Origin of the sequence: Streptomyces canus, from assembly GCF_041435015.1 — a bacterium.
GTDB classification, from domain to species: Bacteria; Actinomycetota; Actinomycetes; order Streptomycetales; family Streptomycetaceae; genus Streptomyces; species Streptomyces canus_G.
In genome coordinates this window covers 220,760-243,977 of the sequence record NZ_CP107989.1, presented here as the reverse complement: position 1 = coordinate 243,977, position 23,218 = coordinate 220,760, and the positions used below count along the sequence as shown (strand labels likewise).

Below are 23,218 nucleotides of genomic sequence, written 5' to 3'. Positions count from 1 at the left end.
AGAACCCCTGTCATGAGCCGCACCCCTGTCATGAGCCGCACAAGACCCCCCACGCCCGGTCGCGTGACCGCCGCCCTCGGCGCCGCCGCACTGACCGTCACGGCACTCGCCTTCAGCATGCCGTCCGCCGAGGCGGTCCCCACCGCCGCCACCACCCTGGTCGTCAACGCCAACCAGACCCTGCGCCCGGTCACCCACGTCGCCACCGGCAGCCTCTACGGCCTCGCCGACGGGACCACCCCCGCCGACAGCGTGGTCCAGGCGCTGAAGCCGAACACCTTCGTGCAGATGGCCCCGGGCGGCAGCCAGCTGCCCAACGGCGAGCCGAAGCCCGCCGGCGACGCACTCGTCGTAGCGCCCAAGGCGGCCCGCGCCGGCGCCAAGGTGGTCGTTCGCATGCCGGACTGGTATCCGAACTTCCCCTACAAGTGGGTGAGTTGGGCCGACTGGCTGTCCGCCGTCGACAAGCAGGTCGCCTCGGTGCAGTCCTCCGGCGCCACCAACATCAGCGCCTACGAGCTCTGGAACGAACCCGACTGGACCTGGGACACCACCAACGCGGGCGCGTTCAACGCGGGTTGGGCACGCACGTTCAAGGAGGTCCGCGCCAAGGACACGACGACCCCGATCCAGGGCCCGAGCTACTCGGCGTGGAACCAGTCCTGGATGAGCTCGTTCCTCACCGACGCCAAGGCGAGCGGCAGCGTCCCCGACGTCATCGCCTGGCACGAACTCCAGGGCAGCAAGGACATCGCCGCGCACGTCTCCGCGTACCGGTCGCTGGAGTCGAGCCTCGGCATCAGCCCGCGGCCGATCTCCATCGAGGAGTACGGCACGCCCGCCGAGATGGGCAACTCCGGCGCCCTCATCGGCTACGCCGCCAAGTTCGAGCGGGCCGGAGTCCGGGACGCCGAACTCGCCTTCTGGAACCACTACGGCACTCTCGGCGACACCCTGACCGACACCGGCGGCTCGCCGAACGGCTCGTACTGGACGTACAAGTGGTACGGCGACATGTCGGGGAACATGCTCGTCACCACGCCCCCCGCACAGACCGGCATCGACGGCATCGCCTCCCGCAACAGCGCGGGCAACCAGATCAGCGTCGTCGCCGGCGGCTGCACCGGCTCCTGCGCGGTGACGGTCAACGGCCTGTCGTCCCTGTCGGCCTTCGGCAGCACGGTCCACGTCAAGGTGGAGTACAGCCCGGGCACCGGCCGCACCACGGCGTCCCCCGGCCCGATCACCATCTCGGACGCCGACTACACGGTGTCCGGCGGCTCCATCACCATACCGGTGACGATGAACGCCACCGACGGCTACCACGTGGTCGTCACCCCCAGCGGCACCAACACCTCACTGGCCGGGCGCTACCAGATCACCAACCGGAACAGCGGCCTCGCCCTGGACACCCTGAATGCGGGCACCGCCCAGGGCACCTCGGTGGTCCAGGCCACATCCACCACCGGCACCGACCAGAACTGGACCCTGGTGGCCGCCGGCTCCGGCCTCTACAAGATCGTCAACCAGAAGAGCGGCCTCGTGCTCGGCATCAACACCATGAGCACCGCCGACGGCGGCACCGCCCTGATCTGGAGTGACAACGGCACTGCCGACCACCTCTGGCAGCTCATCCCGGCCCGCGACGGCTACTACAAGATCGCCAACTACAACAGCGGCCTGCTCCTCGGCGTGCAGGACATGAACACGTCCTCCGGCGCCCAAGTCCTCCAGTGGACCGACAACGGCACCGCGGACCACCTCTGGAAACTGACCGCGCGCTGACCCACGGACGTCTGTGTCCCCGGCCGATGTCGGCGGCCGGGGACACAGACGCGTGGGCCCGGAGATCCGTGACCGGGTCAGCCCTCGCGTCCGGGTGATGGGCCTGGACGGTCCGATGCCCGCACCGATCGCAGTGGTCCTGCCGGGCCGCACAGCCGCAGCGCTGGACGCCATCCGACAGGCCGGCGCCACGAGACGACCGGTACCGGCGGGCGCCGGGTGAGAAGGCGATCACTCACCCGAAGGGGGAGGTGTCTGATGGGCACCTCTCCGCGCTGCCCCAGCGCAAAGTCGCGGGCGTGTCGTACGCGGTTCCGCTGACGGTTCACACGCGCGGTACCTACTAGGTACCATCTGGTGTATGCCATCCCTGAACGTGCCGTTCACCGAGGAAGAGCTCGAAGGCGTCCGTGCCGCCGCGGCCGCCGAGGGCAAGAGCCTCAAGCAGTACCTGCACGACCTCGGCGTCCGCGAGATGCAGCGCAAGCAGTTCATCACGGGCGCGAGCGCCTGGGCCGACCGGCTGCGCGACGAGTTCGACGACGCCTTCCCCGACGAAATCCCCCCTGCCGAGCGCCCCGGCGGGGCCGCTGCCGCCTGATGCACCTGCACATCGACGTCTCCTGGCTCCTCGACGTCCAGGAGACCGCCCTCGGCTCCGAGGACATGTCCGTCGCCGACTACTCCGCCCTGGTTGCCGCCGTGGCCCGGCACAAGACCAAACTCCCCACCCTTCAGGCAGCCGACCCGGACGCCGCCTGGCGCGCGGCCGCGCTCATGCACACCATCGTGCGCCTGGAGCCGCTCCCGCACCGCAACAGCCTCTACGCCGCGTTCGTCGCGGCCCAGTACATGGACCAGTCCGGCGAGGGCATCGACCCGCCCTACGGTGCCCTGTCCGACCTCGTACGAAAGATCCGCGACACACGCCTGCGGGTCCCCGAAGTCGCCGAGCGGATCCGCTCCTGGAAGATCTGAGAGGTCGACCGGCGACTGCCACGGACGCGATCCTCGTGGGTCACTGTCAGTGGGTCCGCATGCGGTTCTCCAATGGATCATCAGCTGCCGTCGCCTCGACCACGCATGAGCGGTACTTCGTCACGAGACAGAAGACGTGCAAGTGGCGTGGGCCGGATCACCGCGTGGCTTTAACGCAACGACCCTGGAACGCGCCTCTCCGTCCTGGTCCACGTCCACGCCTCCCGTCTCCGCACGCTGATCTTCGGTGCTCTCGACTCCGCCGAAGGCCCTCCGCGAGGCCGGCCGCTTCCTCGGCTGCATCTGCGGTCACCCGCGACGCCAAGCGCGACATCCTCTCCTGCGATTCGCAGGCGACCTGCCGCTCGGTAGCCGGCACTGGGGGACCCCGGCGCACCCATGACGAACGCCTGCGTCTGCCGCGTGAGGCCGACCTCCGAGACGATCAACCGGCCCTGCTGTGCTTGCCCACCGGGATGGGTCTCGGTGCGTTCGGTACGACTTCGGCGACAGGCCGGCACCGCACGCAGCTCGACCGCGACAGCGGCTCACCGATGACTCGAGAAGTCTGGTCCCAGCTGATCAGGAGCTCCGCCTGAGGATCAAGCAAGGTCAACCGGGCGAGTTCGGTCTGGCGCGAGTGTCCGTTGGGGGCAGCCGGTAGAGGGCGCGGGGGTGGCAGCACAACGATCGGGGGAGGCCGAAAACCGGCGCCGCGTGTACCGGTTTGCCTGACCTGCGTGATCAATTCAAGCCGTTGGCTTGAGGCTTGCATGACAAAGACACGTGTGCGGTGTCACTCTGCTCCGGGAATTCACAGCTCCCTTACAGGTTCACCACGCGGCCCGCCCGCGTTTCCTCCACCCCCCACCTCCTTCCACCCGCATGCCGTGCAGCGCTCCGGACCGGCCCACCCCGCCGATCCGTCTCGTCCACGGCCCCCACCACGGGTCGGCCGTCGTACCGAAGGAGAACCCCCTTGCCCTTGCGACAGAACGCCCACGTGCGCCCCAGACGCCTCACCGCCCTCGCTCTGGCGGCCGTGGGCCCGCTGCTCGCCCTGTCCGCCCCGGACTCCGCCACCGCGGCACCGGCGCACCCCGCACGCGCGAAGATCGCCGCCACACCTCGGGCCGACGCCGCCCAGACCCCGCTGTCGCCCGCCCGCCGCACCGCCCTGATCAGGAGCGCCCAGTCCGAGGCGGCCGGCACCGCGCGGCGCATCGGCCTCGGCGCCAAGGAGAAGCTCGTCGTCAAGGACGTCATCAGGGATGCCGACGGCACCACGCACACCCGTTACGAGCGCACCTACGCCGGGCTGCCCGTCCTGGGCGGCGACTTGGTCGTCCACGACGACAGCGGCCGTACGACCGTCACCAAGGCCAACGCGGCGCCGCTGTCGGTGCCCTCGCTCACCCCCAAGGTCACGACCGCAGGCGCCGCCGCAAAGGCCCTCACCGCCTCGAAACAGGATCAGGTCAGGGGCGCCAAGGTGGCCGACGCCTCCCGCCTGGTCGTCTGGGCCGGAACCGGCAAGCCCGTGCTGGCCTGGGAAACCGTCGTGGGAGGTGTCCAGAAGGACGGCACGCCCAGCGAGCTCCAGGTCGTCACCGACGCCGCCACCGGCAAGGAACTCCTGGCTGCCGAGAAGGTACACACCGGCACCGGCACCGGCCAGTACGTGGGCACGGTCCCGCTCGGCACCACCCCGTCCGGGTCGACGTACCAGCTCGCAGACCCCGACCGCGCCGGGCACCGGACGTACGACCTGGGCCAGGGCACCTCGGGCACCGGCACCCTGTTCACGGACGACAACGATGTCTGGGGCGACGGTCTGCCGTCCAACCGCCAGACCGCGGGTGTCGACGTGGCCTTCGGTGCCGCGGCCACCTGGGACTTCTACAAGGAGGCCTACGGCCGCAACGGCATCCGCAACGACGGGGTCGCCGCCTACAGCCGCGCTCACTACGGCAGCAACTACGTCAACGCCTTCTGGCAGGACTCCTGCTTCTGCATGACCTACGGCGACGGCTCGGGCAACACCCACCCGCTGACGGCGCTCGACGTGGCCGCCCACGAGATGAGCCACGGCGTCACCGCCGCCACCGCGGGCCTGGTCTACTCGGGCGAGTCCGGCGGCCTGAACGAGGCGACCTCCGACATCTTCGCGGCGGCCGTCGAGTTCCACGCGAACCTCGCAGCCGACCCCGGTGACTACCTCGTCGGCGAGAAGATCGACATCAACGGCGACGGCACCCCCCTGCGTTACATGGACAAGCCCTCCAAGGACGGCTCCTCCCGCGACAGTTGGAGCTCCACCCTGGGCGATGTCGACGTCCACTACTCCTCGGGGCCGGCCAACCACTTCTTCTACCTGCTCTCCGAGGGCAGCGGCGCCAAGACCGTCAACGGTGTCTCGTACGACAGCCCGACCTACGACGGTCGGGCCGTCAGCGGCATCGGCATCGAGAACGCGGCCGCGATCTGGTACCGGGCGCTGACGACGTACATGACCTCGACAACGAACTATGCGGGCGCCCGCACCGCCACCCTGGCGGCCGCCGCCGACCTGTTCGGCACCTACAGCCCGACCTACCTCGCCGTCGCCGACTCCTGGGCCGCGATCAACGTCGGCAACCGCATCGCCCTCGGCGTCAACCTCGCGCCGGTGGCAGACCAGATCAGCGGCGTCAACCAGGTCGTCAGCCTGCAGTTGGACGCCTACACCACCAACACCGCAGCCTCGCTGACCTACGAGGCCACCGGCCTGCCGGACGGTCTGACCATCAGCCCGAACGGTCTGATCAGCGGCACCCCGACCACGCTCGGCACCGGCGACGTCACGATCAAGGTGACCGACAGCACGGGCGCGACCGCCACGGTCACCTTCAGCTGGCAGATCGCCTACGTCTACGCCAACGCCTCCCGCGTGGACATCCCCGACAACGGGGCCGCCGTGGAGTCCCCTGTGACCATCACAGGCCGCGACGGCAACGCCTCCGCGACCACCCAGGTCTACGTCAACATCGTCCACACCTACCGCGGTGACCTGACCGTCGACCTCGTCGGCCCCGACGGCACCGTCTACTCCCTGCTCAACCGCAGCGGAGGCTCCGCCGACAACGTCGACCAGACCTTCACGGTCGACGCCTCCACGCAACCCCTCAACGGCACATGGAAGCTGCGCGTTCAGGACCGGGCGTCCATCGACGTCGGATACATCGCCCGCTGGCAGCTGACACCCTGACCCGGCGCCACCGGCACCCCGCCGCCCGGGCCCCTCGGGACCCGGGCGGCTCCCCGCAAGATCACTGGGTCGATCATGTGACCACGGGAGAACCTCCCACCGCGAGTAACCGATGCTCCGGAGCAAGTCGGCCTGGCCTGCCCGGGCATCACCAACGCCTGCGACCGTGTCCGCGCCTTCACCGACCTGGTTCGTCACCCGCGGTCACGTGTCGGGTGAATGCATCCGGCAGACCGAACGCTGCGACCTGGCCGCTCCGTTGCTTCGCCGGTCCTCCGCAGGACATCGACGCCGTCACCACCGGCACAACCCTCTCCCACCGCCCGTGTCGTCGAGGGCCGCGAACCCCGACGTGATGCCGACCCACGGCCGGAAACTCAGCTGGGGTGGCTGCGCGGAGATTCGTCGCGCAGCCTCCAGATCTCCTTCCACCGCCGGGCATGGTCGGCCGCCAACCGCGGGTCGGGCCCGTCGGCCCGTTGCACCGCGAGACTGATCCCGCATTCCCTGCACAGCTGATGGATCCGGTAGGCGCCGTCGTACCAGGCGAAGGTGTTGCCCCGGTTTCCGCAGACACGGCACGTGAGCGCAGGAGCTTCATCCGGCGGCACTGAGGAGCGGAGCACCCGTTCGACCACCGCCGGCAGCGGCTCGTGGGGATGAAACGTCGGCTCGGGACAGTAGGCAATGTTCCCCCACCCACGCTGCCAGCCTCGCCAGAACTCGTCTCGTTTCACCTGCCGAAAGCCACGCGCTTTGTCCGCTCGGCGACTGTTGGCATAGGCGCGCTCGTCAGCGAGCCAGAGCTGTCGGGCGTGGCGCAACTCCTCGACGGCGCGGATGAGCGAGCTCGGATCCTTTTCCAGATCCTTGGGGATCCCCGCGCTGAGGCAGAGATGGTGATACGTGGCCCGGAAGCCGTACGGGGCGAAGTGGACGAGGCACGACCGCAAATTCGTATGCCGGAAGCGAGTCGGCAAGCTCTCGTCGTAGACCCGTCTCCGGTGCGTGTTGAAGCTGCTCATCCCAAGACGCTAAACCGTGCCCCGCCGAGTGGTGCACCCGGTCAGGATTCGTGAACCGGAGCGTGGTTGCCCGGGATTGCATCCGCTCTCACCAGTGCGCTCCTGAACCAAGACAAGCCATCGAGCAAGTCTCCCTGGTGAACGGGCAGTTCAACAGGAGCAGCGCACGATGGCCTCGTCCCAGCGGTCAGATGCGTCTCACGCAGCGCTCGGGCTGGTGGACTGTCTCACCGACTCTCAGCCGAGCAAGCCGCCGGGCGACCCGACGGCCCGCGACATCGGCGACCGTCTCGTCCGTGATGAAGCACACCGACCAGGAGTTCGCCCCGACCCCCGATGACGCGCACGACCAAGTGCCCAGGCCGGCGGAGGAGGTACGCAGGTCCATGTGTTGGTGCTGGAGGTGATCGGATTTGTGTTGCCGTTTGCACGCCGGGTGCCATCCGCAGCTGCGGCGGGGCCGGCGGTCGCCGGACTTGGCGACTCGTGTCTTGGCCGCGGGCAAGTAATGATCATCACAGGCCGTGGTCATGACAGGCAAATCAAGTTCTGGCCAACGTCACGAGATGCGCCGCCCCGAGTCCTGCCGCGGAAACCCGGTGACCGAGCCCCCCCGGGGCCGGGCTATACGCCGTCGAGGGGAAGGTCCAGAGCATCCGCGACAGAGCGCAGGGTGGTTCCCAGCGGGAGGCTGACGCGGGTATGGGCGAGCTGGTCACCGCGCGTGGGATCGCGGTTGATGATGAGGACACGCTTGCCCGCCTGAGCGGCTTGGCGGACGAACCTGAGTCCGGACATCACCGTGAGCGAGGAGCCCAGGACCAGCAGCGTGCTCGCCTCACGAACCAACTGGCGGCAGTACTCGATCCGTTGCGCGGGCACGGTCTCGCCGAAAAACACCACATCGGGCTTCAGGATGCCGCCACAGTCCACGCAAGGCAGGACGCGAAAGCCGGCGACCTGTTCGTCGGACAGGTCGGCGTCACCGTCGGGGTTGATTCCGGCGGCCACCGGCTCGAAGGCCGCATTGGCCTCTTCCAACCGTACGGAGAGGTCCTGGCGTGAGGTGATGGCGTCGCAGGCCAGGCACCGCACTCTTGCCAGGCTCCCATGCAGCTCCACGACCTCCTCGGTGCCGGCGGCCTGATGCAAACCGTCGACGTTCTGGGTGATCACTCCCGAGAGAAGACCGTGCTGAGCGAACGCGGCGACGGCCTGGTGCCCGGCATTGGGACGGGCGCGGCCGAAGGTACGCCACCCGAGATGGCTGCGAGCCCAGTATCTTCGCCGTGCCTGCGCCCCGGCGGTGAAGTCCTGGTACGTCATCGGCGTGTGCCGACTCAGACTGCCGCCTTCGCCCCGATAGGCGGGGATGCCCGACTCCGTGGACACGCCAGCCCCACTGAGCACCAGCACCCTGCCGGCGCTCAGCGCATCGACCACCGGCCGGAGGTCGGAGGTGCCCGGCGGCAGGTCCGGGGGAGGGGTCCAGTGAAGTGTGGGGCGCGTCCGCATGCGTGCAAGGGTACGAAACCGGTCCCGCCTGACCCCACAGCGGAGAGTCCGGAGGGCACGCTGCGGGCTCCCGGCAGAAGATCAGATGGCCGGCGCGCCACCGCGAACGCGACGCCGGGCGGCAGCACGGAGCCCGTCAGCAGGATGAGTACCGCACCGGCCACGAGCCATCCCGGGGCGGTATCGGGCTTCACCGGGTCGTACGTGATCTCGGCCCACTCGGCACCTCCGGCCGAGCTCTTGCACTCACGCCGTACGCCGTCCCTGTCGACGTAGGAGTAGTAGTACTGCTTGCCGCCCTCGTGACAGTGGTTCCCCTGTAACTCTCCCTCAAGCGTGATCCCCTCGGGGCCCGAAGCACCCAGGGCTCCCGGAACACCTGACATCCGGCCCGCACGCCTTCCACCCGCCGGCGCTGCGCAGGGGGCTACGGGCCAGAAGACCCCCGAGACCACCCCGGTGCCCTCGTGACCAGTAGTTCACCAGCAGGTCGAGCACCAGCACACATCCGCCCCCGAGGCCCCACCAGAGCAGACGGACCCGGTTCGATGCCGCCCGTTCCAGCGGCTTGTCGGTCACCGGCCCGCCCCGTTCGGCCGCGCCCCATCGGCGTCCCGCTGCAGGTCGAATCGCCGGTCCTTGGGATGTCCGTAGCCGATGATCGGGCACCTCTCGTCCTGGTCCTGCTCGGGGTAGGCGCCACGGACGGACCCGCTGGTCATGTCCCCGTGCAGTCGCGCGGTGTCGATACCGATCTCGGCGATCGCTCTCGCGCCGACCGTACCCGCGACACGGCCGGTCGGACTGGATCCCGGACACGAAGCTCACGGTGTACGGCCGGAGTGCTGAGCCGGTCTACTGCGTGGGGGCTGCCCGGTCGTAGACGTTGTCCGGCGTCACGATCTCAGTGATCGCCCGCGCGAGCAGGGAGGACGGCTCCTGGCCCTGGTACGTGATGTCGGTGTTGATCATCAGTACCAGGGTGGCCCTCTGCGAGGGCAGGTATACGGTCACGGTCTGGTAGCCGGGGATGGAGCCGTTGTGCCCGATCCAGCCACCGCTGTCGAAGATGCCGAGGCCGTAGCTCGTGCCCGGGTGGCCGGTGGGAAGCGTTTTGAGCCGCTGCGCCTGGGTCTGGGGCCGCAGCAGTGTGCCGGTGGCCACGACCCTCGCCCAGCGGTGCAGGTCGTGCAGGTCGGAGATCATCCCTCCGGCCGCCCAGGCCCAACTGGGCTTCCAGTCCGTGCTGTCGGCGACCTCACCGGTCAGGGTCTGGTTGGTGTAGCCGCGCGGGTGCGGCTGAGGAAATTCGGAACGGTTCGGGAGCAGCGTGTGGGAGAGGTGGGCGGGGCGCAACGCCCGCTTCTCGAAGAAGTCGGCGAGGCGGTGCCCGCTGACCTTCGACCGCGTTGACCACGGTGGCGCCCAGGCCGGGGAACCAGGACGGGGCCATGGGTGGAAGGATCACCTTGGCGAGCAAGCACCAGGACCACATGCCAGGCGAGTGTGAACTCGACGGCCCCCCACAGGGGTTGGCGGCCTACGTGTCCTTTCCACCGATGCATCACGCGGTGAGCGTAGCTGCGGGTGCCCGCTCGTCGCCCCGGGCTTTCAAGACAGCAGGACCCGTCCTGGGGAGCGGCGCTGCGCGGATCCGTGAAGGGTGCCGGGCGCTGCCGCAGCACCGTCGTCCGGGCCGACTTGGTCGGTGCGAGGAGGGTGCGGTGCGGGAGGAGGAGTGATGCGACACCCTGGTGACCGGACCACGGAGTACCGCCGGTCGCCCGCACCGCCAAGGGCGTCGCCGAAATCCGCGCCGAGCACGGCCCGGGGAACATGCTCGTACTGCGGACCGCGTGGGCGGACACGCTCCGGCGGTCGTTGCCGTGGCCGTACACCCCTACGCCGAGGTGGTGCATGATCTGCCGCAGTTCGGGGTGGACCTGCCGATCGCCGGTGTGGAGGGCTTCTCCGGTGTTACGGATGTCTTACGCGTTCCGCGCAGGGGCACGGCGGAGCCGGCGCAGCCTCCTACGGTGACGGGATGCGATCCTCGCGAGTTCTGCGTACGACGGCGCTGGTGACGGCGGCCCCACTGCTGCTGGCTGTCGCCGGTCTCGTTCATCCCCGGCACCTGACGCCGGCGACGGCGGGCGACTGGGCCGGGCTGCACGTCGCGCTCCTGCCGGTGTTCCCCTTTCTGGTGCTCGGTCTGGTGGTCCCGTTGTGGGGCAGGCCGCGCCGCGACGCCGAGGGAGCTCTGACGGTGCTCGCCTGGGCCGGATCCCTCGGTTACGCGGCGTACTACTCCGGACTCGACGCCGTCGCGGGGATCTCCGCGGGCACGGTGGTGGACCACGGAATCCACGGGGCGGCCGGCCGGCTGTTCGCGACCGGCGACCAACTGGGTCGCGTGGGGGTGTACGCGCTCGCCGTGGCCTGTCTCGCGACGTGCGCGGTGCTGTATCGGCGGCACGGAGCACGGATGCTACCGGGTGCCGTGGTGCTGCTCGCCGCCTGCTGGTCGTTCGTCGACAGCCACATCTTCTGGCCGCGGGGTGTGCTCACCATGCTCGCCTTCGCCCTCGCCTTCGCGCTGTTGACGGCTGCGACGTTCTCGAGCGGAGACGACAGGGCACGATCCCAAACGCTGACGAACCGCTGACGAACCGCTGACGTACCCGCGCCGAACGGTCTACGGCCGCGTGTCATCGGCTCGCACATCGAGACCGCCGTCAGCGGTACCGGCCACGAGGTGAGCGTCCTCGACACGCTGCTGCCCGCAGCCCACCGCACCGCCGGTCCCGAGGAGCCGGACTGGCGGCACGCGGACGTCCGCGCCGCGGCGGCCGCCACCGACGCACAGGGCGTCGTGGACGCGATCTGCCATCCGGCCGCGATGGCCGGGCTCGGCAAGGACTTCGCCGACGAGCAGGACTGGAATGAAGCGGTCGTCGAACGGTCACGGCGCGTCACCTGTTCAACGAACACAGCGGGGCCGACGGCACGAATGCATCACAGCCCCTTCTGAGAACGCCCTGGTCATGGCTGCTGCGGGGTGCGGACGGCCGAGGCTTGCCTTGTGTCCGCGCCGGAGCTGACGTGCCGCTGGGTTTCCTGAGGGCCGTGCCAGTCCAGGCACATTACGGTGGCATCGTCTTCGAGCCGGCCGTCGGCGGCAGCCCGAACGGCGGATGTCAGCGCCATTGCGGCCTCCCGCGGGTGAAGGCGGCGGGTGTCCTCCAGCAGGGCGGCCAGGTCGACCTTCTCGCCGTGACGTTCGAGCATGCCGTCGGTGATGAGGAGCAGGCGGTCACCAGGACGCAGGTCGAGGTCCTGCACACGGTAGGGGTGGGGTGTGAACTCGGACAGTCCGAAGGGATGGTCCACCTCGCAGGTGATCACCTCCGCAGTCCCTTCGCGCATGCGCAGTGGCCAGGGATGGCCGGCATTGACGAGCTGGGCCTGACCGGTACGGAGATGGACGCGCAGCAGCTGCCCGGTGGCGTGACCCTGGCCGTGGGCGATCAGTGCGTGATCGGCCCGGCGGGCCTGCTCGGCCAGGCCCGCCCCTGCGCGGCGGGCGCCGCGCAGGGCGCTCACCAGGACCGTGGCGGCCAGGGCGGCAGCAATGTCGTGGCCCATGGGGTCGGTCACCGACACATGCAGGGTGTCGCGGTCCAAGGCGTAGTCGAAGGTGTCACCGCTGAGGCCTTCGGAGGGCTCCAGGCTCCCGCTGAGCGTGAACTGCGCCGCCTCGCACGACAGCGACGGGGGCAGCAGCTGGTACTGGATCTCTGCCGCCAGGGTGGGGGGTACGGAGCGTTTGCCCCAGGTGTAGAGGTCGGTGAAGCGCCCGTTGGCGATCACGATGTAGGCCAGGAGGTGGGCGGCTTCCCCGACCGCGTCAAGGACGTCGTCGCGGGGGTCGGTCGGCAGGAGCAGTTCCAGCAGCCCGATCGCATCCCCCCGGTTGGTGACCGGCATGATCACCCGGTGTCCGTGGACGGTCGCCTCGTGATGCAGCATCTGGGTACGCACCACTTCCTCGTAGACACTGCCGAACAGGGGGATCCGCTCCGCCTCCCGGCCATCGTCCGCGGGGACGGTGGACAGCCGCGCCACTGCCTTCCCCGTCAGATCCACAATGAGGAAAGACACCTCCGTTGCCCTGAAACGCCGCCGCAGGTCCTCCGCGACCACGTCAACAGCGTCCACCGGCGCCGCCGTCTCCGCCGCCGTCAACACCCGAGGAAGACCACTCTGCCCACGATGCACGGCCGCAGCCCCTTCCACCACCCCCACCTACCAGCATCGGAGCCGCCACGGAGTACGTCAATCCGCGATCCGTCACGCTGAGCCAAGACGGTGGCGCCACGCAGCGGCGGACCGAGGAAGCACATGACCCAGACAACGACACGGACACGTCAACAGCCCCATCTTCGTTCCCGGGTCTCAGCAGGCGGCGACGGGTTCACCGGTCCCTCCCGGACCGTGGTCGACGAATCCCATGAGCGGGTGATGACCGTAGGACTTCTTCCAGGTCGGGACCGCGTTCTGCTTGTCCGAGTGCGCGACGACCAGAACCCCGTCCAAGTCCACGGTCACTTGTCCGCCGGTGTCCGGAGCCTGGTTGCCGGCCAACTCGCAGACTCGTCGGCGGACTTCGGAACGTGCGGCGCGGATGGCGGTCAGCGCCTTCTCGCCCGAGGTGGCAAGGGTGTCGATCAGCCGGGAGACCGTGGGGTCGGAGGCGACCGGCCCGAACACGGCAGGCTCAGACCGCAGCAGGGTGATATCGGCGAGGCAGTCCCCGCCCAGCGCGACCGCCAGCGCGAGGTCCACGAGTATCTTGCCGGGGTCGTGGATGGCCCGCGGCTTCCGCCACGGGGTCAGGGCTGCGGATATGGCCTGGTCAAGGCCGGTCTTGCGGACAGTTTCGATCAGCAGGACCGAACCGGCCTGCGAGACCACGGCCCGGCCGTCTTCCCGGATACGGACACGGGGGTGGGACCCGATAGGCCTGACCGCCTGTCGGACAGCCCGCTTCATGAAAGCGCGAGGCTAGTGGCTCGTCTCGCATCGTTGGCCGGGTGATCGACGGGTTGCCCGGCAGCCGGCGGGCCGGGGCGGCCAGGTGCGCCGCCGGTTGTGCACGCGATTCATGTCACCTGAAGTCGTGCGGTTCCGGGGGCTGTGCGTGGACCGATGTCGACGTGTGATGCGCGTGAGCGTCAGCGTCCCCGTGTGTCCCAGTTCGCGAGCACGGCGTCTGCCGCGGCGTGCAGGTGCCGTGCTGATGTGCCGTCACATACCTGTGTCGAAATACCGAGCAAGAAGCCGTGGATCATTGACGTGAGGCCGTCCACGTCGGTGTCTTCGGCGAGCTCTCCTGAGGCGATGCCGCGTACGATGCACGCCCTGATGCGTGCTCGGTCCGCTGCGCGGCGCGCCGCTACGACCTTTCGCGCTCCGGCCTCGCCTGCTCCCGGTGCCCGGACCGTCCCCGAGAGGGCGACGAGGCATCCGCGAGGGTGGGATGTGTCGGTCTGCATGTTGATCGACCCGTGGAGGAGACGGGCGATGGCCTCGCGGGGACTCTCCGCCTCGTCGGCCACGACATCGGTGACGCTGCCCGGTCCGGCGATGTAGTGCTCAACGGCCTTCTCGAACAGTCCCTCCTTGGAGCCGAAGGCGCCGTAGAGGCTCGCGGATGACAGTCCTGTGGTCTCGCGGAGCTGGGCCAGCGATGTCGCTTCGTAGCCCTGTTCCCAGAACAGCAGCATCGCGGCCTCCAAGACGGCCTCCATGTCGAAGATGCGGGGACGACCGACGGGGGGCACGGCGAACCTCCTCTATTGCGGACTGACTGATCCAGTTTGACACCCGTAAGCACGTCTATCAATATCGGATCAGTCAATCCATAACTAGTGGAGGAGTCCGACCCGATGACCACAACGTGCCCCACGCCGGTCCGCGAGCGAGCGCACGAGTCGTTCCCCGTTCCGGCACTGGTGGTGATGGCGTGTACCGGATTCATCGTGATCATGACCGAGACGCTGCCGGCGGGGCTGCTCCCGCAGCTCGCTGCCGGACTTGACGTCTCCGAAGGCGGCGCCGGCCAGCTCGTGAGCGCCTACGCGATCGGAACGGTCCTCTCGGCGATACCCGCGATCGCGCTGACGCGCGGGGCACGGCGGAAGCCGCTCCTCCTTGCGGGCCTGCTCGGGTTCCTTGTCGCGAACACCGTCACCGCGGTATCGCCTTCGTTCACCGTCGCTCTTGCCGCCCGGTTCGTCGGGGGAGCCTTCTCCGGGCTGCTGTGGGGCATGCTCGCCGGATACGCCCGGCGTATCGCCGCACCTGAGCACGCCGGGCGCGCCCTTGCCATCGCCATGACCGGAACCCCGGTCGCACTCGGCGTCGGAACACCACTTGGCGCCTGGCTGGGCTCGACGGTCGGGTGGCGCTGGTCCTTCGCCGCGATGTCACTGCTCAGCGTCATCGTCATGGTCTTCGCGAAGTTCCTCGTGCCCGACGCCCCGGGGCAGTCGGCGCAGACACGCGCTCCGCTCAGCCGAGTGCTGGGCATTCCCGGCGTGGCGACCATCCTCGCCGTCGTATTCGTCTGGATGCTCGCGCACAACCTGCTCTACACCTACATCGCTTCCTATCTGCGGCAGATGCGTCTCGCCCTCCGGCCCGACGTCACACTTCTCGTCTTCGGCGTCGCTGCGCTCGGAGGTATCTGGATCACCGGCGTGTTCATCGACCGCGCACTTCGCAGGCTCACCCTGGCGAGTGTGATCCTGTTCATCGTCGCCGGGGGGGTTCTTGCCGCCGCGCAGCAGTCCACTGTGCTCGCGCTGTTCGCGATCGTCCTGTGGGGCCTCGCGTTCGGCGGCTCGGCGACGCAGCTGCAGACGGCCATGGGGGAGGCCGCGGGCGAGAACGCCGATGCGGCGAACGCGATGCTGACGACATCCTTCAACATGGCGATCTTCGCGGGTGGCGCTGTGGGGGCTGTGGTCGTCGATGGCGTGGGCGCACCGGTTCTTCCAGCCGGGATGATCGCTCTCACACTCATGGCGCTCGTCATGGTCGGATTCGGCCGGCGCGCAGCATTCCCCGCAGGGCGTTGACCGAGAACTGACCGTGGCCGTCGCGCTCGCCCGCTCCGCCGTCGATGCCGGCCACCGCGTCTCCTTCAGCACCGCGGCCGAACTGGCGGCCAAGTGTCACAAGGCCGCCCTCGAAGGACGCGGGGCAAGCATCATGCGGTTCTTCGCCGGCCCCCGCCTGCTGGTGATCGATGAACTCGGCTACCTCCCCCTGCCCGGCGACGGCGCCTCAGCCCTGTTCCAGATGATCAATCAGCGGTATCTGAAGTCGAGCACGATCCTCACAACCAACGTCGGCATCGCCGACTGGGCGGCGCCTTCGGTGACGCCACCGTCGGTGCCGCCATGCTCGACCGCCTCCTGCACCGGGCCGCCGTGGTCGGCATCGACGGCCCGTCCTCCCGCCTCCGCTCGCATCAGGCCCACTCCGACAACCTCCGCAAGGGAGTGATCGGACGTGCTGGCCGAACTCCGAGACTGCCCCGATCTGCTGGACCCAGTTCCAGGTCAACCCACAGGCAGTCGCCCGCCATACCTATTGCTCGCCCCGCTGCAAGGCAGTAGCAGCCTGCCGCCGTCGACGCGAGCGCCACGATGCCAACGACAACGTCGAGACAGAACCGACCGCGCGGCCATCGCCCCAGCCCACCGCACTGACACCGACCGCAACCCGCAACTGCCCTCATTGCGACAAGCCCGTCACCATCGTCGCCCTGCTTGCCACCCCCCGAGGCCGACCGTCCCACCATCCCCGCGGAAAGTCCTGACGTCATTCCGATGCGCAGAAGCTGAACCCGGCCGCAGGAAACCCGTGGAACATGGTCAGTGGCCATTCACTACCCTCGCCCTTGAAGAAGGACGTGGGCATGGCACTGGTGAAGAAGAGGTCGCGGCGCATCACCGTCGACGGCACCACCTACCGATGGAGGCTTCGCGGAAGGCCCACCTACGACCAGGGACTGGTCTGGTCGCCCCTGACCTATGCGGTCGAACACGCCGAGTCTCCCGGCACCACTCTGGTGATCACGACCAACCAGCCACACCCCAGCAACTGGTTCGGCACACAGGCAAGCCCTGTCCGGCCTTCCGACGTTGCTGACAGCATTCGAACCGCTCGCGCCAACGGATGGATTCCCGAGAGCACCGGCTCTCCATTCCATCTCGACCAGTCGGAGGGCTTCATCTCCTCCCACTGACTCGCCCCGCGCAGAAGGATATTCGGGATCGGTATCACCGACGACGAGCAGCGCATCGCCACGCTGTTCACCCAAGAGGAAGTCCGCCGGGCCAACGAGTACCTGGCCTCCCGCCTTCCCGACACCGGCCCCAGGACGCCCCAGAGGCGCTGCACGTCTGCAGCGCGCCCAGGGCACGGACGCCCAGGTCGCGAGGGACCTCGGCAGCGACCAGTTCCTCGTGGGCACCGACACCACCCACTAACCCATCCCACCGAGAGGTGCACATGGCCGAGACCGAGAAGTTCGAGACGATCCGCTACACCGCCGACGTCATCGCCCTGACGCCCGCCCGTGAGGTCCTGTTGATTCAGGGGGGGGGCTGGCCGCTGGACGAGGGCGCCTGGGCGCTCCCGGGGGTTCATTACGCAAGTCGGTTGTCGGGCCAATGATGTGTCGGTGCCCCGAACTCCGCTTCGTGGCCCGCCCGACAGGGATCAGGCCGTCGAGGACGTCGACGACGAACTGGGACGCGGGGCATGGCTTCGAACTCGTCTCGTGAGTCGTCGTTCAGCACCGTGTGCGTATCAGGTGACGGATGCTCAGCGCTGGCTGGGCCCGCCGGTCAGTCGATGCCTTCGATGATGCGGAAGTCGCGCTCGACGCCGTCGGGGAGGGCTACCAGCGCCTTCTGGTATACCTCGCTCTCGTATGCCGCGACGGCGTGTTCAAAGCTGTCGAACTCGATCAGAACGACGCGTTGCGTGATTCCGGCCTCGTGGGCGACGACTCGACCGCCACGGGACAGGACGCGCCCGCCCCCAGCCAGGACAGCCGGACGGGCCAGCTTGTCGTAGGCAGTCAGCCTCGCAGGGTCGGAAATGGCGGGGTAGACACTGACCCAGTAGCCCTTAGCCATGGAAGCCTCCTGTGTTCGGCCGGACACGTCCGACGTTGAATCGACACTCAGATCGATCGGTCCCGCATGCGCAGGTTAGGGCTTGATCTGCGGTCGAGGGAAAGACCGGTACTGGATAGACTCAGAACGGATCGTTATCAATCGGCAGGGAGGGCACGTGGCGCCGGATACGGTGAGCCTGCGGTACTTCCTGGTGCTGGCGCAGGAGTTGAACTTCACCCGCGCGGCTGCACGGATCGGTATCGCACAGCCCGCACTCAGCGCCCGGATGCGCCGATTGGAGGCGGAACTCGGTACGGCCCTGCTGGTCCGCAACACGCGTAGCGTCGTATTGACCACGGCCGGTGCGGCTTTGGCGGAGTCCGCGCCGCCCGCGCTGGCGGCGCTGGACCGGGCATGGGACACCGCCCGGAGCGCGGCGGCCGGTGAACTGGGCATGCTGCGCATCGGATACAGCCTCAGCACCGGGGCCGAGACGGCACCAGCCCTGGTGGACAGGCTGATTCGCGGCAACAGCGGACTCGAGGTCGGCGCTGTCCCGATGGCGACACCGGAGATCTCCCCCGCGGTCGCCGACGGCCGCATCGATGCCGGGATCACCCGCGGTGAACAGCCGGGCCGTGGCGTGCGCCGGTTCCTGCTGCGGCGTGCGCGCATCGGGGTCCAGCTGGCGCAGCACCATCCGCTGGCCGAACACCCGGAGATCGAGATCGCCGACGCGGCCGCGTATCCGCTGCGACTCCCGGACCGTGCGGCCAACCCCGTGATCCACGATCAGCTCTCCGCACTGTTCCGAGACACCCGACCACACCCCCGGTTCCACACGCCCGCAGTTTCTTTCGACATGTCTCAGCGTGACCTGCGCGACGGGGTCACCCTCGCCCCGGCCGGAGAAGCCGCGGCCACGGCGCAACCGGCCGGTCTCACCTGGCGACCGCTGCGAGGCGCGCCCAGCCTGACGATCCACCTGGTCCTGCCACGCGAGCAGTCGCCACTGCACCGCCGCATCCGTGCCGTCGCCAAAACCCTGGCGCACGAGCTGCACTGGCTGCCGGACTGACGCGCAAGAGGCCAAGCGAGACGGACGCCTGCGGTGGCGAGGCCGAAGACCCTGCGCCCGGCGGACTTCGCGGTGATGACGACGACGGTGGTCTTGCTGAATGTCCGACACGACCTCGCTACGCCGGCGGCTCAGCATCCGATGACGGCCCCGGACGGGTCGCGCTGTGCGATGGACTCGGCCAGTGTCCGTGCGGTCAAAGGGGGCCTTTGACTGGACCGAATGACCGATCGCGGCAAGCTCGGGGCGAAGATTCACGTCATCGGTGACCGCAACGGCCTGCCGATCTCGGTGGGGATCTCCGCTGCCCACCTGCACGAACGCCAGGCGCTGATCCCGCTGATGCAGGGCATCCCGCCGATCCGCTCCCGCCATGGGCCCCGGCGCCGCCGCCCGGCCAAGCTGCACAAGGACAAGGGCTGCGCCTTCGACCATCTGCGCAACTGGCTGCGGCGACGGCAAATCGTGCCTCGCATGGCCCGCCGCGGTATCGAGCCTTCCGGGCGCCCGGGCCGATACCGCTGGTGGTGGAGCGCACGATGTCCTGGCTGAACGGCTGTCGTCGGCCGCACCGCCGATACGAGCGCAAGGCCGAACACTTCCTCGCCTTCGTCGGCACCGCCGGCAGTCTCATCTGCCACCGCAGAGTTCGCGCCGGCGGGAGTCGTTGGCGTCAGGTGTTGGCAGCCCCGTAGCGTAGGACCCCGCCACGCGGCAGCAGGTATCCCATACCGCGTTCCTGGGGCAACTCGCCCGCCAGCACTGAGGCGTCGGCACCTCCGGAGACCATCCAGCCGACGACACCCAAGCTGAACGGCGCCTGCTTGAAGGTCTCCATCGCGATGCCGGCGAGCCAGTCGTCGATGACCGCGGACCTGAAGTGCGGCTGGCCGTCCCAGTACACGGCGCCCGTCTTGTCCAACGCTCCTGTGGGAACGTAGAAGTCCAGCCAGTCACTGCTTTCGTCACCACCGCGGACCGCCATGCAACCGCATACCGCCATCTGCCCCGTCGGCAAGCGGACCTGACCGAGCAGGTGGCCGTACTCACTCAGAGAGGCCACCGTGCACGGCACCTCATCCTGCTCGTCAGGCTCACAGTCGCGGTGCCCGAAGCACCCCCGCACGCCTGCCGCCGACCACAGAGCACTCAGGAGGGTCTGCAGCTCGGCGTTACCAGTGGAGCCAACCTCGATGGCCAGCTCGTAGCCATCGCCCCAGTTGGACTGGTCACGGAAGGAAGCAGGATTCGTCATGTCACGATCATGCAGTGCGGGCCAGCCCCGGGATACCTCATTATGATGCTCGACCAGTCAATCGAGACATCATCTCAAGTGAGTGTTTGAGTACCTGAGAAGTGCGGGAAACAGAGCAGCTGCGGAACGCTTGGAGAGAGCTGCCTGGGCGGCTACGAGAGCCGTTGTCAGAGGCAGTTGGCAAGATCGTGGCTATGAATGTCACTCCTGTCACTCCGCCACGGCCGCTCGATGTCGCCGCGGTTTTTCCTCAGCTGGTCCCGCTGGCACGCACGGCGACCCGGTTGCACCCGCGACCCGGGGCACCGACGTGGTACGACAGCTCGGTCGGCGGGCCACTCCTGTGGCCGGCCGGCGAGCCGTGGCCCCACTGCGAGGGCCCCCATGTGGTGGACGGGGTGAACCCGGCCCTGTCCCCAGCGGATGTGCGGGTGGAACGACGGATCCGTGCCGCCTCGCACGGCCGGAGTTTGACCCCGCAGGAACGAGAGACCCTCGAGCGAATCCGGCCCTCTCGTGAGTATCCGCTGAGGGTGGCGGTCCAGCCGTACGACGGTTCCATAGCGATGCTGCCCGTCGCGCAACTGTACGCACGGGATGTGCCCGATCTGCTCACGCCTGAAGGAACGGATCTGCTGCAGGTTCTGTGGTGCCCCTTCGACCATCCGATCATGCCCAGGACCGCGTTGTTCTGGCGGTCGGCAGCCACCATCACCGACATCCTCAGCACACCCCCCGAACCACCCGCGATGCAGTTCGACAGCTACCTGCCCGAGCCGTGCCTGCTCCACCCGGAACAGATCACCGAATATCCCGACCACCTGGAGCTGAGTACGGAACTGCAGGAGCAGCTCAGGCAGTGGAGTGTGCCACAGGCAGCCGAAGAAGATATGGACCCGCAGACGTACTACGACTGTGTGCTGTCCAGCGCACCCGGCTGGAAGGTCGGCGGTTGGCCCGCCTGGGACTCCACCGACCCCACCCCGCGGCCCTGCCCTGAATGCGGCACTGGGATGGAAGTCCTGCTGACCATCGCCACGTTCGAAGAAGGGGACGACGAAGGGCGCAGCTGGTCCCCGTACGAGAACCCAGCTGCTGAACCGTCCTCCCCCTTGGACCACTTCGACCCCGGGCGGCCCACCGCGGTCCAGATCGGCAGCGGCTACAGACAGCAGTTGTACATCTGCCCTGCGGCGCCCCAGCACCCCCACATCGCATTGATGACGTAGTCGTCGCCTCCTTGTGAGTTTGGAAGCTCGGCTTGTTGTTGGCCGACGGGAGCGTGCGGGCATGCTGATGCGCGGTGGAGCCACCGGAGGCGGCTTGACCGCGCGAGGGTGAAAGTCAGCGTGCGAAACGTGACGGGGGAAGAAGGGCGGGGGCTGTGCCCTCCGACGGAAGATCCCCCACCCTGAACTGCGAAGACTCATGAGTCAGTACGCCGACGGTGGCTATGACCACGGGGTCTACCGGGACAAGGTCCGCCAGTTCCAGATCACCCCGCGCCTCGCCGGGCGCACACCGGGCACGGCTCCGGCGGGGGCGTGTACCGCTGGGGCGTGGAACGCCTCGGTCGTGCCGCGGCGCTGGGTCGCCTGAGGATCCGTGACGGCGTTCACCACGGCGCTCGTCCCTTGGCTGGGCCCTCATCTGTAGGCGGCGAGTGGGCACCGCGTTTTGTCGGGAACGAGGGCGGGCGATCGCTCCAACGGATGGCCTGCTCGAGGCGTCAGAACGCATCAGCAGCAGTCGGGCCCGCACAGCCTCACATCCGGGATCTCAGCACGTCGACCTCACAGCCCGGCGCGAAGGGGTCGAAGCCGTGCTCGATCAGCCAGCGAACCCCCAGCAGGCTTCGCAACGACCACCACGCGCGGATCTCGTCGAGGTCGATGTCGGTGCCGTAGCCGGCGATGACGTCGTGGAGGTGTTCCTCGTGTCCGAGCGTGAAGGTGGCGAGGTCGAACAGGGCATCACCCCGGCCCGCCTCGGACCAGTCGATGATGCCGGTGACCTCGCCACCGTCGACGAAGACGTGATCGATCTGCAGGTCGCCATGCGTGAATGCTGGAGTCCACGGACGGAGCGCGGCCTCGGCGACCTGGCGGTTGCGGGTGACCAGGTCGGCGGGCAGGACGCCGTTCTTCACGAGCAACTCGCACTCGCCGTCGAGTTCTGCCGCCCACTCGTCGGGCTCCCGGCGGCGCCGGCCGTGCCAGGGCGGCAACGGTGCGTCATGCAGCTTTCGGATGGCGGCGCCCGCCGCGGCCCACGTCGCCGGCGACGCGGTCGACGGCTCGCCCAGGCGGCCGAGCGCCGCGCCCGGGACTGCGGCGATCGCGAGCACGGGCGGCTTCCGCCACAGGACCTGTGGGGTTGGCACGGGCGCAAGGGCCATGGCCTCGACCTCGACGTCGATGCGCGCCTGATCGGAGTCCACCTTCAAGAACACGTCACCGACGCGCAGCGTCGCGCGCTCGGAATGGGCGACGACGACCTTGACCTCATCCATGGGCGACCAGTATCCCGGGGTTGATCGTCGACGTCACCGGGTTTATCGCGTGCGATGACGCGGCTGAGCGCGTCCCACTGACGTCCTTGCGGACCTCAACCTCACCGGGATACTCACTCTGGGATCCGCGACTTCGTTGGCAACAAAGGGAGTTCGTGAGCAGCGGGTTGGCAAAACCGTGCTCTTGTCAGCAATGGATCTCGTGACCTGCGCGTTCGCCAGGCGCAGCGGATGGGCGCATCCGGGATTCCGTGCGCACCATCACCCTTTGTGCAGCGGGCTGGATCACGAGAGCGTGATGACGGCGATGTTTTGAGCCTGCGCGATGGCCAGCCGGGTACCGTCGGGATGGAGGGCGACCGCGGGAGAGGGGACGTGGCTGACGCCGAGGCATGTGGACTTGACGGGTACGCCCACTTCGGGCCACTCCGCAACGAGGCGCCCGGTAGCCGTGTCGAGCAGTCGCGGGTGGCCGACGAGAGAGATCACGTGGTCACCACGGGGCAGGAGCAGGATGCCCGGTTCGGCGTCGGCGATCGGGTTGCGTGGAGCCACCGTCCCTCGGACACCGACCACACACCGAGGTGGCGAGCAGGAAGCGTGGATCAGGCGGCGGGCTGCCGGCC

21 protein-coding genes and 4 pseudogenes are annotated in these 23,218 nt (G+C 68.6%); 14 read left to right on the top strand and 11 right to left on the bottom strand.

The window, feature by feature from the left end; genetic code table 11:
- Positions 1–12: 12 nt before the first annotated feature.
- From OG841_RS01165 to OG841_RS01150, 4 genes are all read left to right on the top strand, one after another.
- The gene (locus OG841_RS01165) at positions 13–1,785 is read left to right on the top strand and encodes an RICIN domain-containing protein (protein WP_328643248.1); all 1,773 of its coding nucleotides are present in this window, start codon (positions 13–15) and stop codon (positions 1,783–1,785) included.
- A gap of 361 nt (positions 1,786–2,146) precedes the next feature.
- A complete protein-coding gene (locus OG841_RS01160) occupies positions 2,147–2,386 on the top strand; it encodes a hypothetical protein (protein ID WP_280860177.1) in 240 nt (79 codons plus the stop codon).
- The gene (locus OG841_RS01155; RefSeq protein ID WP_328643249.1) at positions 2,386–2,763 is read left to right on the top strand and encodes a toxin Doc; all 378 of its coding nucleotides are present in this window, start codon (positions 2,386–2,388) and stop codon (positions 2,761–2,763) included. Before OG841_RS01160 ends, OG841_RS01155 begins: the two co-directional genes overlap by 1 nt.
- Positions 2,764–3,748: 985 nt before the next feature.
- The gene (locus OG841_RS01150; RefSeq protein WP_442759704.1) at positions 3,749–6,010 is read left to right on the top strand and encodes a M4 family metallopeptidase; all 2,262 of its coding nucleotides are present in this window, start codon (positions 3,749–3,751) and stop codon (positions 6,008–6,010) included.
- Positions 6,011–6,387: 377 nt separating this feature from the next.
- On the opposite strand, the gene OG841_RS01145 is transcribed toward OG841_RS01150, so the two are convergent.
- The 4 genes and pseudogenes from OG841_RS01145 to OG841_RS01130 all read right to left on the bottom strand — a co-directional run.
- On the bottom strand, positions 6,388–7,035 hold the full coding sequence (locus tag OG841_RS01145; protein WP_371562642.1) for a hypothetical protein: 648 nt from the start codon (positions 7,033–7,035) through the stop codon (positions 6,388–6,390).
- A gap of 624 nt (positions 7,036–7,659) precedes the next feature.
- Positions 7,660–8,550 carry an NAD-dependent protein deacetylase gene (locus OG841_RS01140; protein WP_328643252.1) on the bottom strand — a complete coding sequence of 297 codons (891 nt, stop codon included), beginning with the start codon at positions 8,548–8,550 and terminating at the stop codon, positions 7,660–7,662.
- A 575-nt stretch (positions 8,551–9,125) separates the two neighbouring features.
- Positions 9,126–9,272: a hypothetical protein gene (locus OG841_RS01135; protein ID WP_371562639.1), complete on the bottom strand. Its 147-nt coding sequence runs from the start codon at positions 9,270–9,272 to the stop codon at positions 9,126–9,128.
- 133 nt (positions 9,273–9,405) lie between these two features.
- Positions 9,406–9,951 (bottom strand): annotated as a pseudogene (locus tag OG841_RS01130) (serine hydrolase domain-containing protein); the annotation flags it as partial.
- Between the two features lie 643 nt (positions 9,952–10,594).
- Here OG841_RS01130 and OG841_RS01125 point away from each other — a divergent pair.
- Complete coding sequence (locus OG841_RS01125) at positions 10,595–11,215, top strand: hypothetical protein (protein ID WP_371562636.1); 621 nt, start codon at positions 10,595–10,597, stop codon at positions 11,213–11,215.
- A 90-nt stretch (positions 11,216–11,305) separates the two neighbouring features.
- Entirely contained in the window at positions 11,306–11,581 is a 276-nt protein-coding gene (locus tag OG841_RS01120; RefSeq protein WP_328643255.1) for a hypothetical protein, read from the top strand.
- Positions 11,582–11,592: 11 nt separating this feature from the next.
- Here OG841_RS01120 and OG841_RS01115 read toward each other — a convergent pair whose 3' ends face one another.
- From OG841_RS01115 to OG841_RS01105, 3 genes and pseudogenes are all read right to left on the bottom strand, one after another.
- The gene (locus OG841_RS01115) at positions 11,593–12,768 is read right to left on the bottom strand and encodes a PP2C family protein-serine/threonine phosphatase (RefSeq protein WP_328643256.1); all 1,176 of its coding nucleotides are present in this window, start codon (positions 12,766–12,768) and stop codon (positions 11,593–11,595) included.
- 226 nt (positions 12,769–12,994) lie between these two features.
- Positions 12,995–13,602: pseudogene (locus OG841_RS01110) on the bottom strand (transposase); the annotation flags it as partial.
- Between the two features lie 182 nt (positions 13,603–13,784).
- Positions 13,785–14,393 carry a TetR/AcrR family transcriptional regulator gene (locus tag OG841_RS01105; RefSeq protein WP_328643258.1) on the bottom strand — a complete coding sequence of 203 codons (609 nt, stop codon included), beginning with the start codon at positions 14,391–14,393 and terminating at the stop codon, positions 13,785–13,787.
- Between the two features lie 105 nt (positions 14,394–14,498).
- Here OG841_RS01105 and OG841_RS01100 point away from each other — a divergent pair, with 105 nt between their 5' ends.
- The 4 genes and pseudogenes from OG841_RS01100 to OG841_RS01085 all read left to right on the top strand — a co-directional run bounded on the left by OG841_RS01100 (position 14,499) and on the right by OG841_RS01085 (position 17,298).
- Complete coding sequence (locus OG841_RS01100) at positions 14,499–15,692, top strand: MFS transporter (RefSeq protein ID WP_365122781.1); 1,194 nt, start codon at positions 14,499–14,501, stop codon at positions 15,690–15,692.
- Between the two features lie 13 nt (positions 15,693–15,705).
- Positions 15,706–16,235: pseudogene (locus OG841_RS01095) on the top strand (ATP-binding protein).
- 302 nt (positions 16,236–16,537) lie between these two features.
- A complete protein-coding gene (locus tag OG841_RS01090; protein WP_328643260.1) occupies positions 16,538–16,867 on the top strand; it encodes a hypothetical protein in 330 nt (109 codons plus the stop codon).
- A 266-nt stretch (positions 16,868–17,133) separates the two neighbouring features.
- Positions 17,134–17,298, top strand: coding sequence for a hypothetical protein (locus OG841_RS01085; protein ID WP_371562630.1), 165 nt, complete (start codon positions 17,134–17,136; stop codon positions 17,296–17,298).
- Between the two features lie 173 nt (positions 17,299–17,471).
- Here the strand turns inward: OG841_RS01085 and OG841_RS01080 are convergent, their stop codons facing one another.
- On the bottom strand, positions 17,472–17,765 hold the full coding sequence (locus OG841_RS01080; protein ID WP_365122769.1) for a DUF1330 domain-containing protein: 294 nt from the start codon (positions 17,763–17,765) through the stop codon (positions 17,472–17,474).
- 157 nt (positions 17,766–17,922) lie between these two features.
- Between OG841_RS01080 and OG841_RS01075 the strand changes: the two genes are divergently transcribed.
- Positions 17,923–18,825, top strand: coding sequence for a LysR family transcriptional regulator (locus tag OG841_RS01075; RefSeq protein ID WP_365122766.1), 903 nt, complete (start codon positions 17,923–17,925; stop codon positions 18,823–18,825).
- Positions 18,826–18,978: 153 nt separating this feature from the next.
- Positions 18,979–19,520 (top strand): annotated as a pseudogene (locus tag OG841_RS01070) (transposase); the annotation flags it as partial.
- Here the strand turns inward: OG841_RS01070 and OG841_RS01065 are convergent.
- On the bottom strand, positions 19,499–20,080 hold the full coding sequence (locus tag OG841_RS01065; protein ID WP_371562626.1) for a hypothetical protein: 582 nt from the start codon (positions 20,078–20,080) through the stop codon (positions 19,499–19,501). The pseudogene OG841_RS01070 and the gene OG841_RS01065 sit on opposite strands and share 22 nt — an antisense overlap.
- Positions 20,081–20,646: 566 nt before the next feature.
- Between OG841_RS01065 and OG841_RS01060 the strand changes: the two genes are divergently transcribed.
- Positions 20,647–21,309 carry a non-ribosomal peptide synthetase gene (locus tag OG841_RS01060; protein ID WP_371562624.1) on the top strand — a complete coding sequence of 221 codons (663 nt, stop codon included), beginning with the start codon at positions 20,647–20,649 and terminating at the stop codon, positions 21,307–21,309.
- Positions 21,310–21,508: 199 nt separating this feature from the next.
- Positions 21,509–21,679 carry a hypothetical protein gene (locus OG841_RS01055; RefSeq protein ID WP_328643266.1) on the top strand — a complete coding sequence of 57 codons (171 nt, stop codon included), beginning with the start codon at positions 21,509–21,511 and terminating at the stop codon, positions 21,677–21,679.
- Positions 21,680–21,845: 166 nt separating this feature from the next.
- Here OG841_RS01055 and OG841_RS01050 read toward each other — a convergent pair whose 3' ends face one another.
- Both OG841_RS01050 and OG841_RS01045 read right to left on the bottom strand, forming a co-directional pair.
- Positions 21,846–22,592 carry a phosphotransferase family protein gene (locus tag OG841_RS01050; RefSeq protein ID WP_365122761.1) on the bottom strand — a complete coding sequence of 249 codons (747 nt, stop codon included), beginning with the start codon at positions 22,590–22,592 and terminating at the stop codon, positions 21,846–21,848.
- 285 nt (positions 22,593–22,877) lie between these two features.
- Positions 22,878–23,147, bottom strand: coding sequence for a hypothetical protein (locus tag OG841_RS01045; RefSeq protein WP_371562619.1), 270 nt, complete (start codon positions 23,145–23,147; stop codon positions 22,878–22,880).
- Between the last annotated feature and the right edge of the window lie 71 nt (positions 23,148–23,218).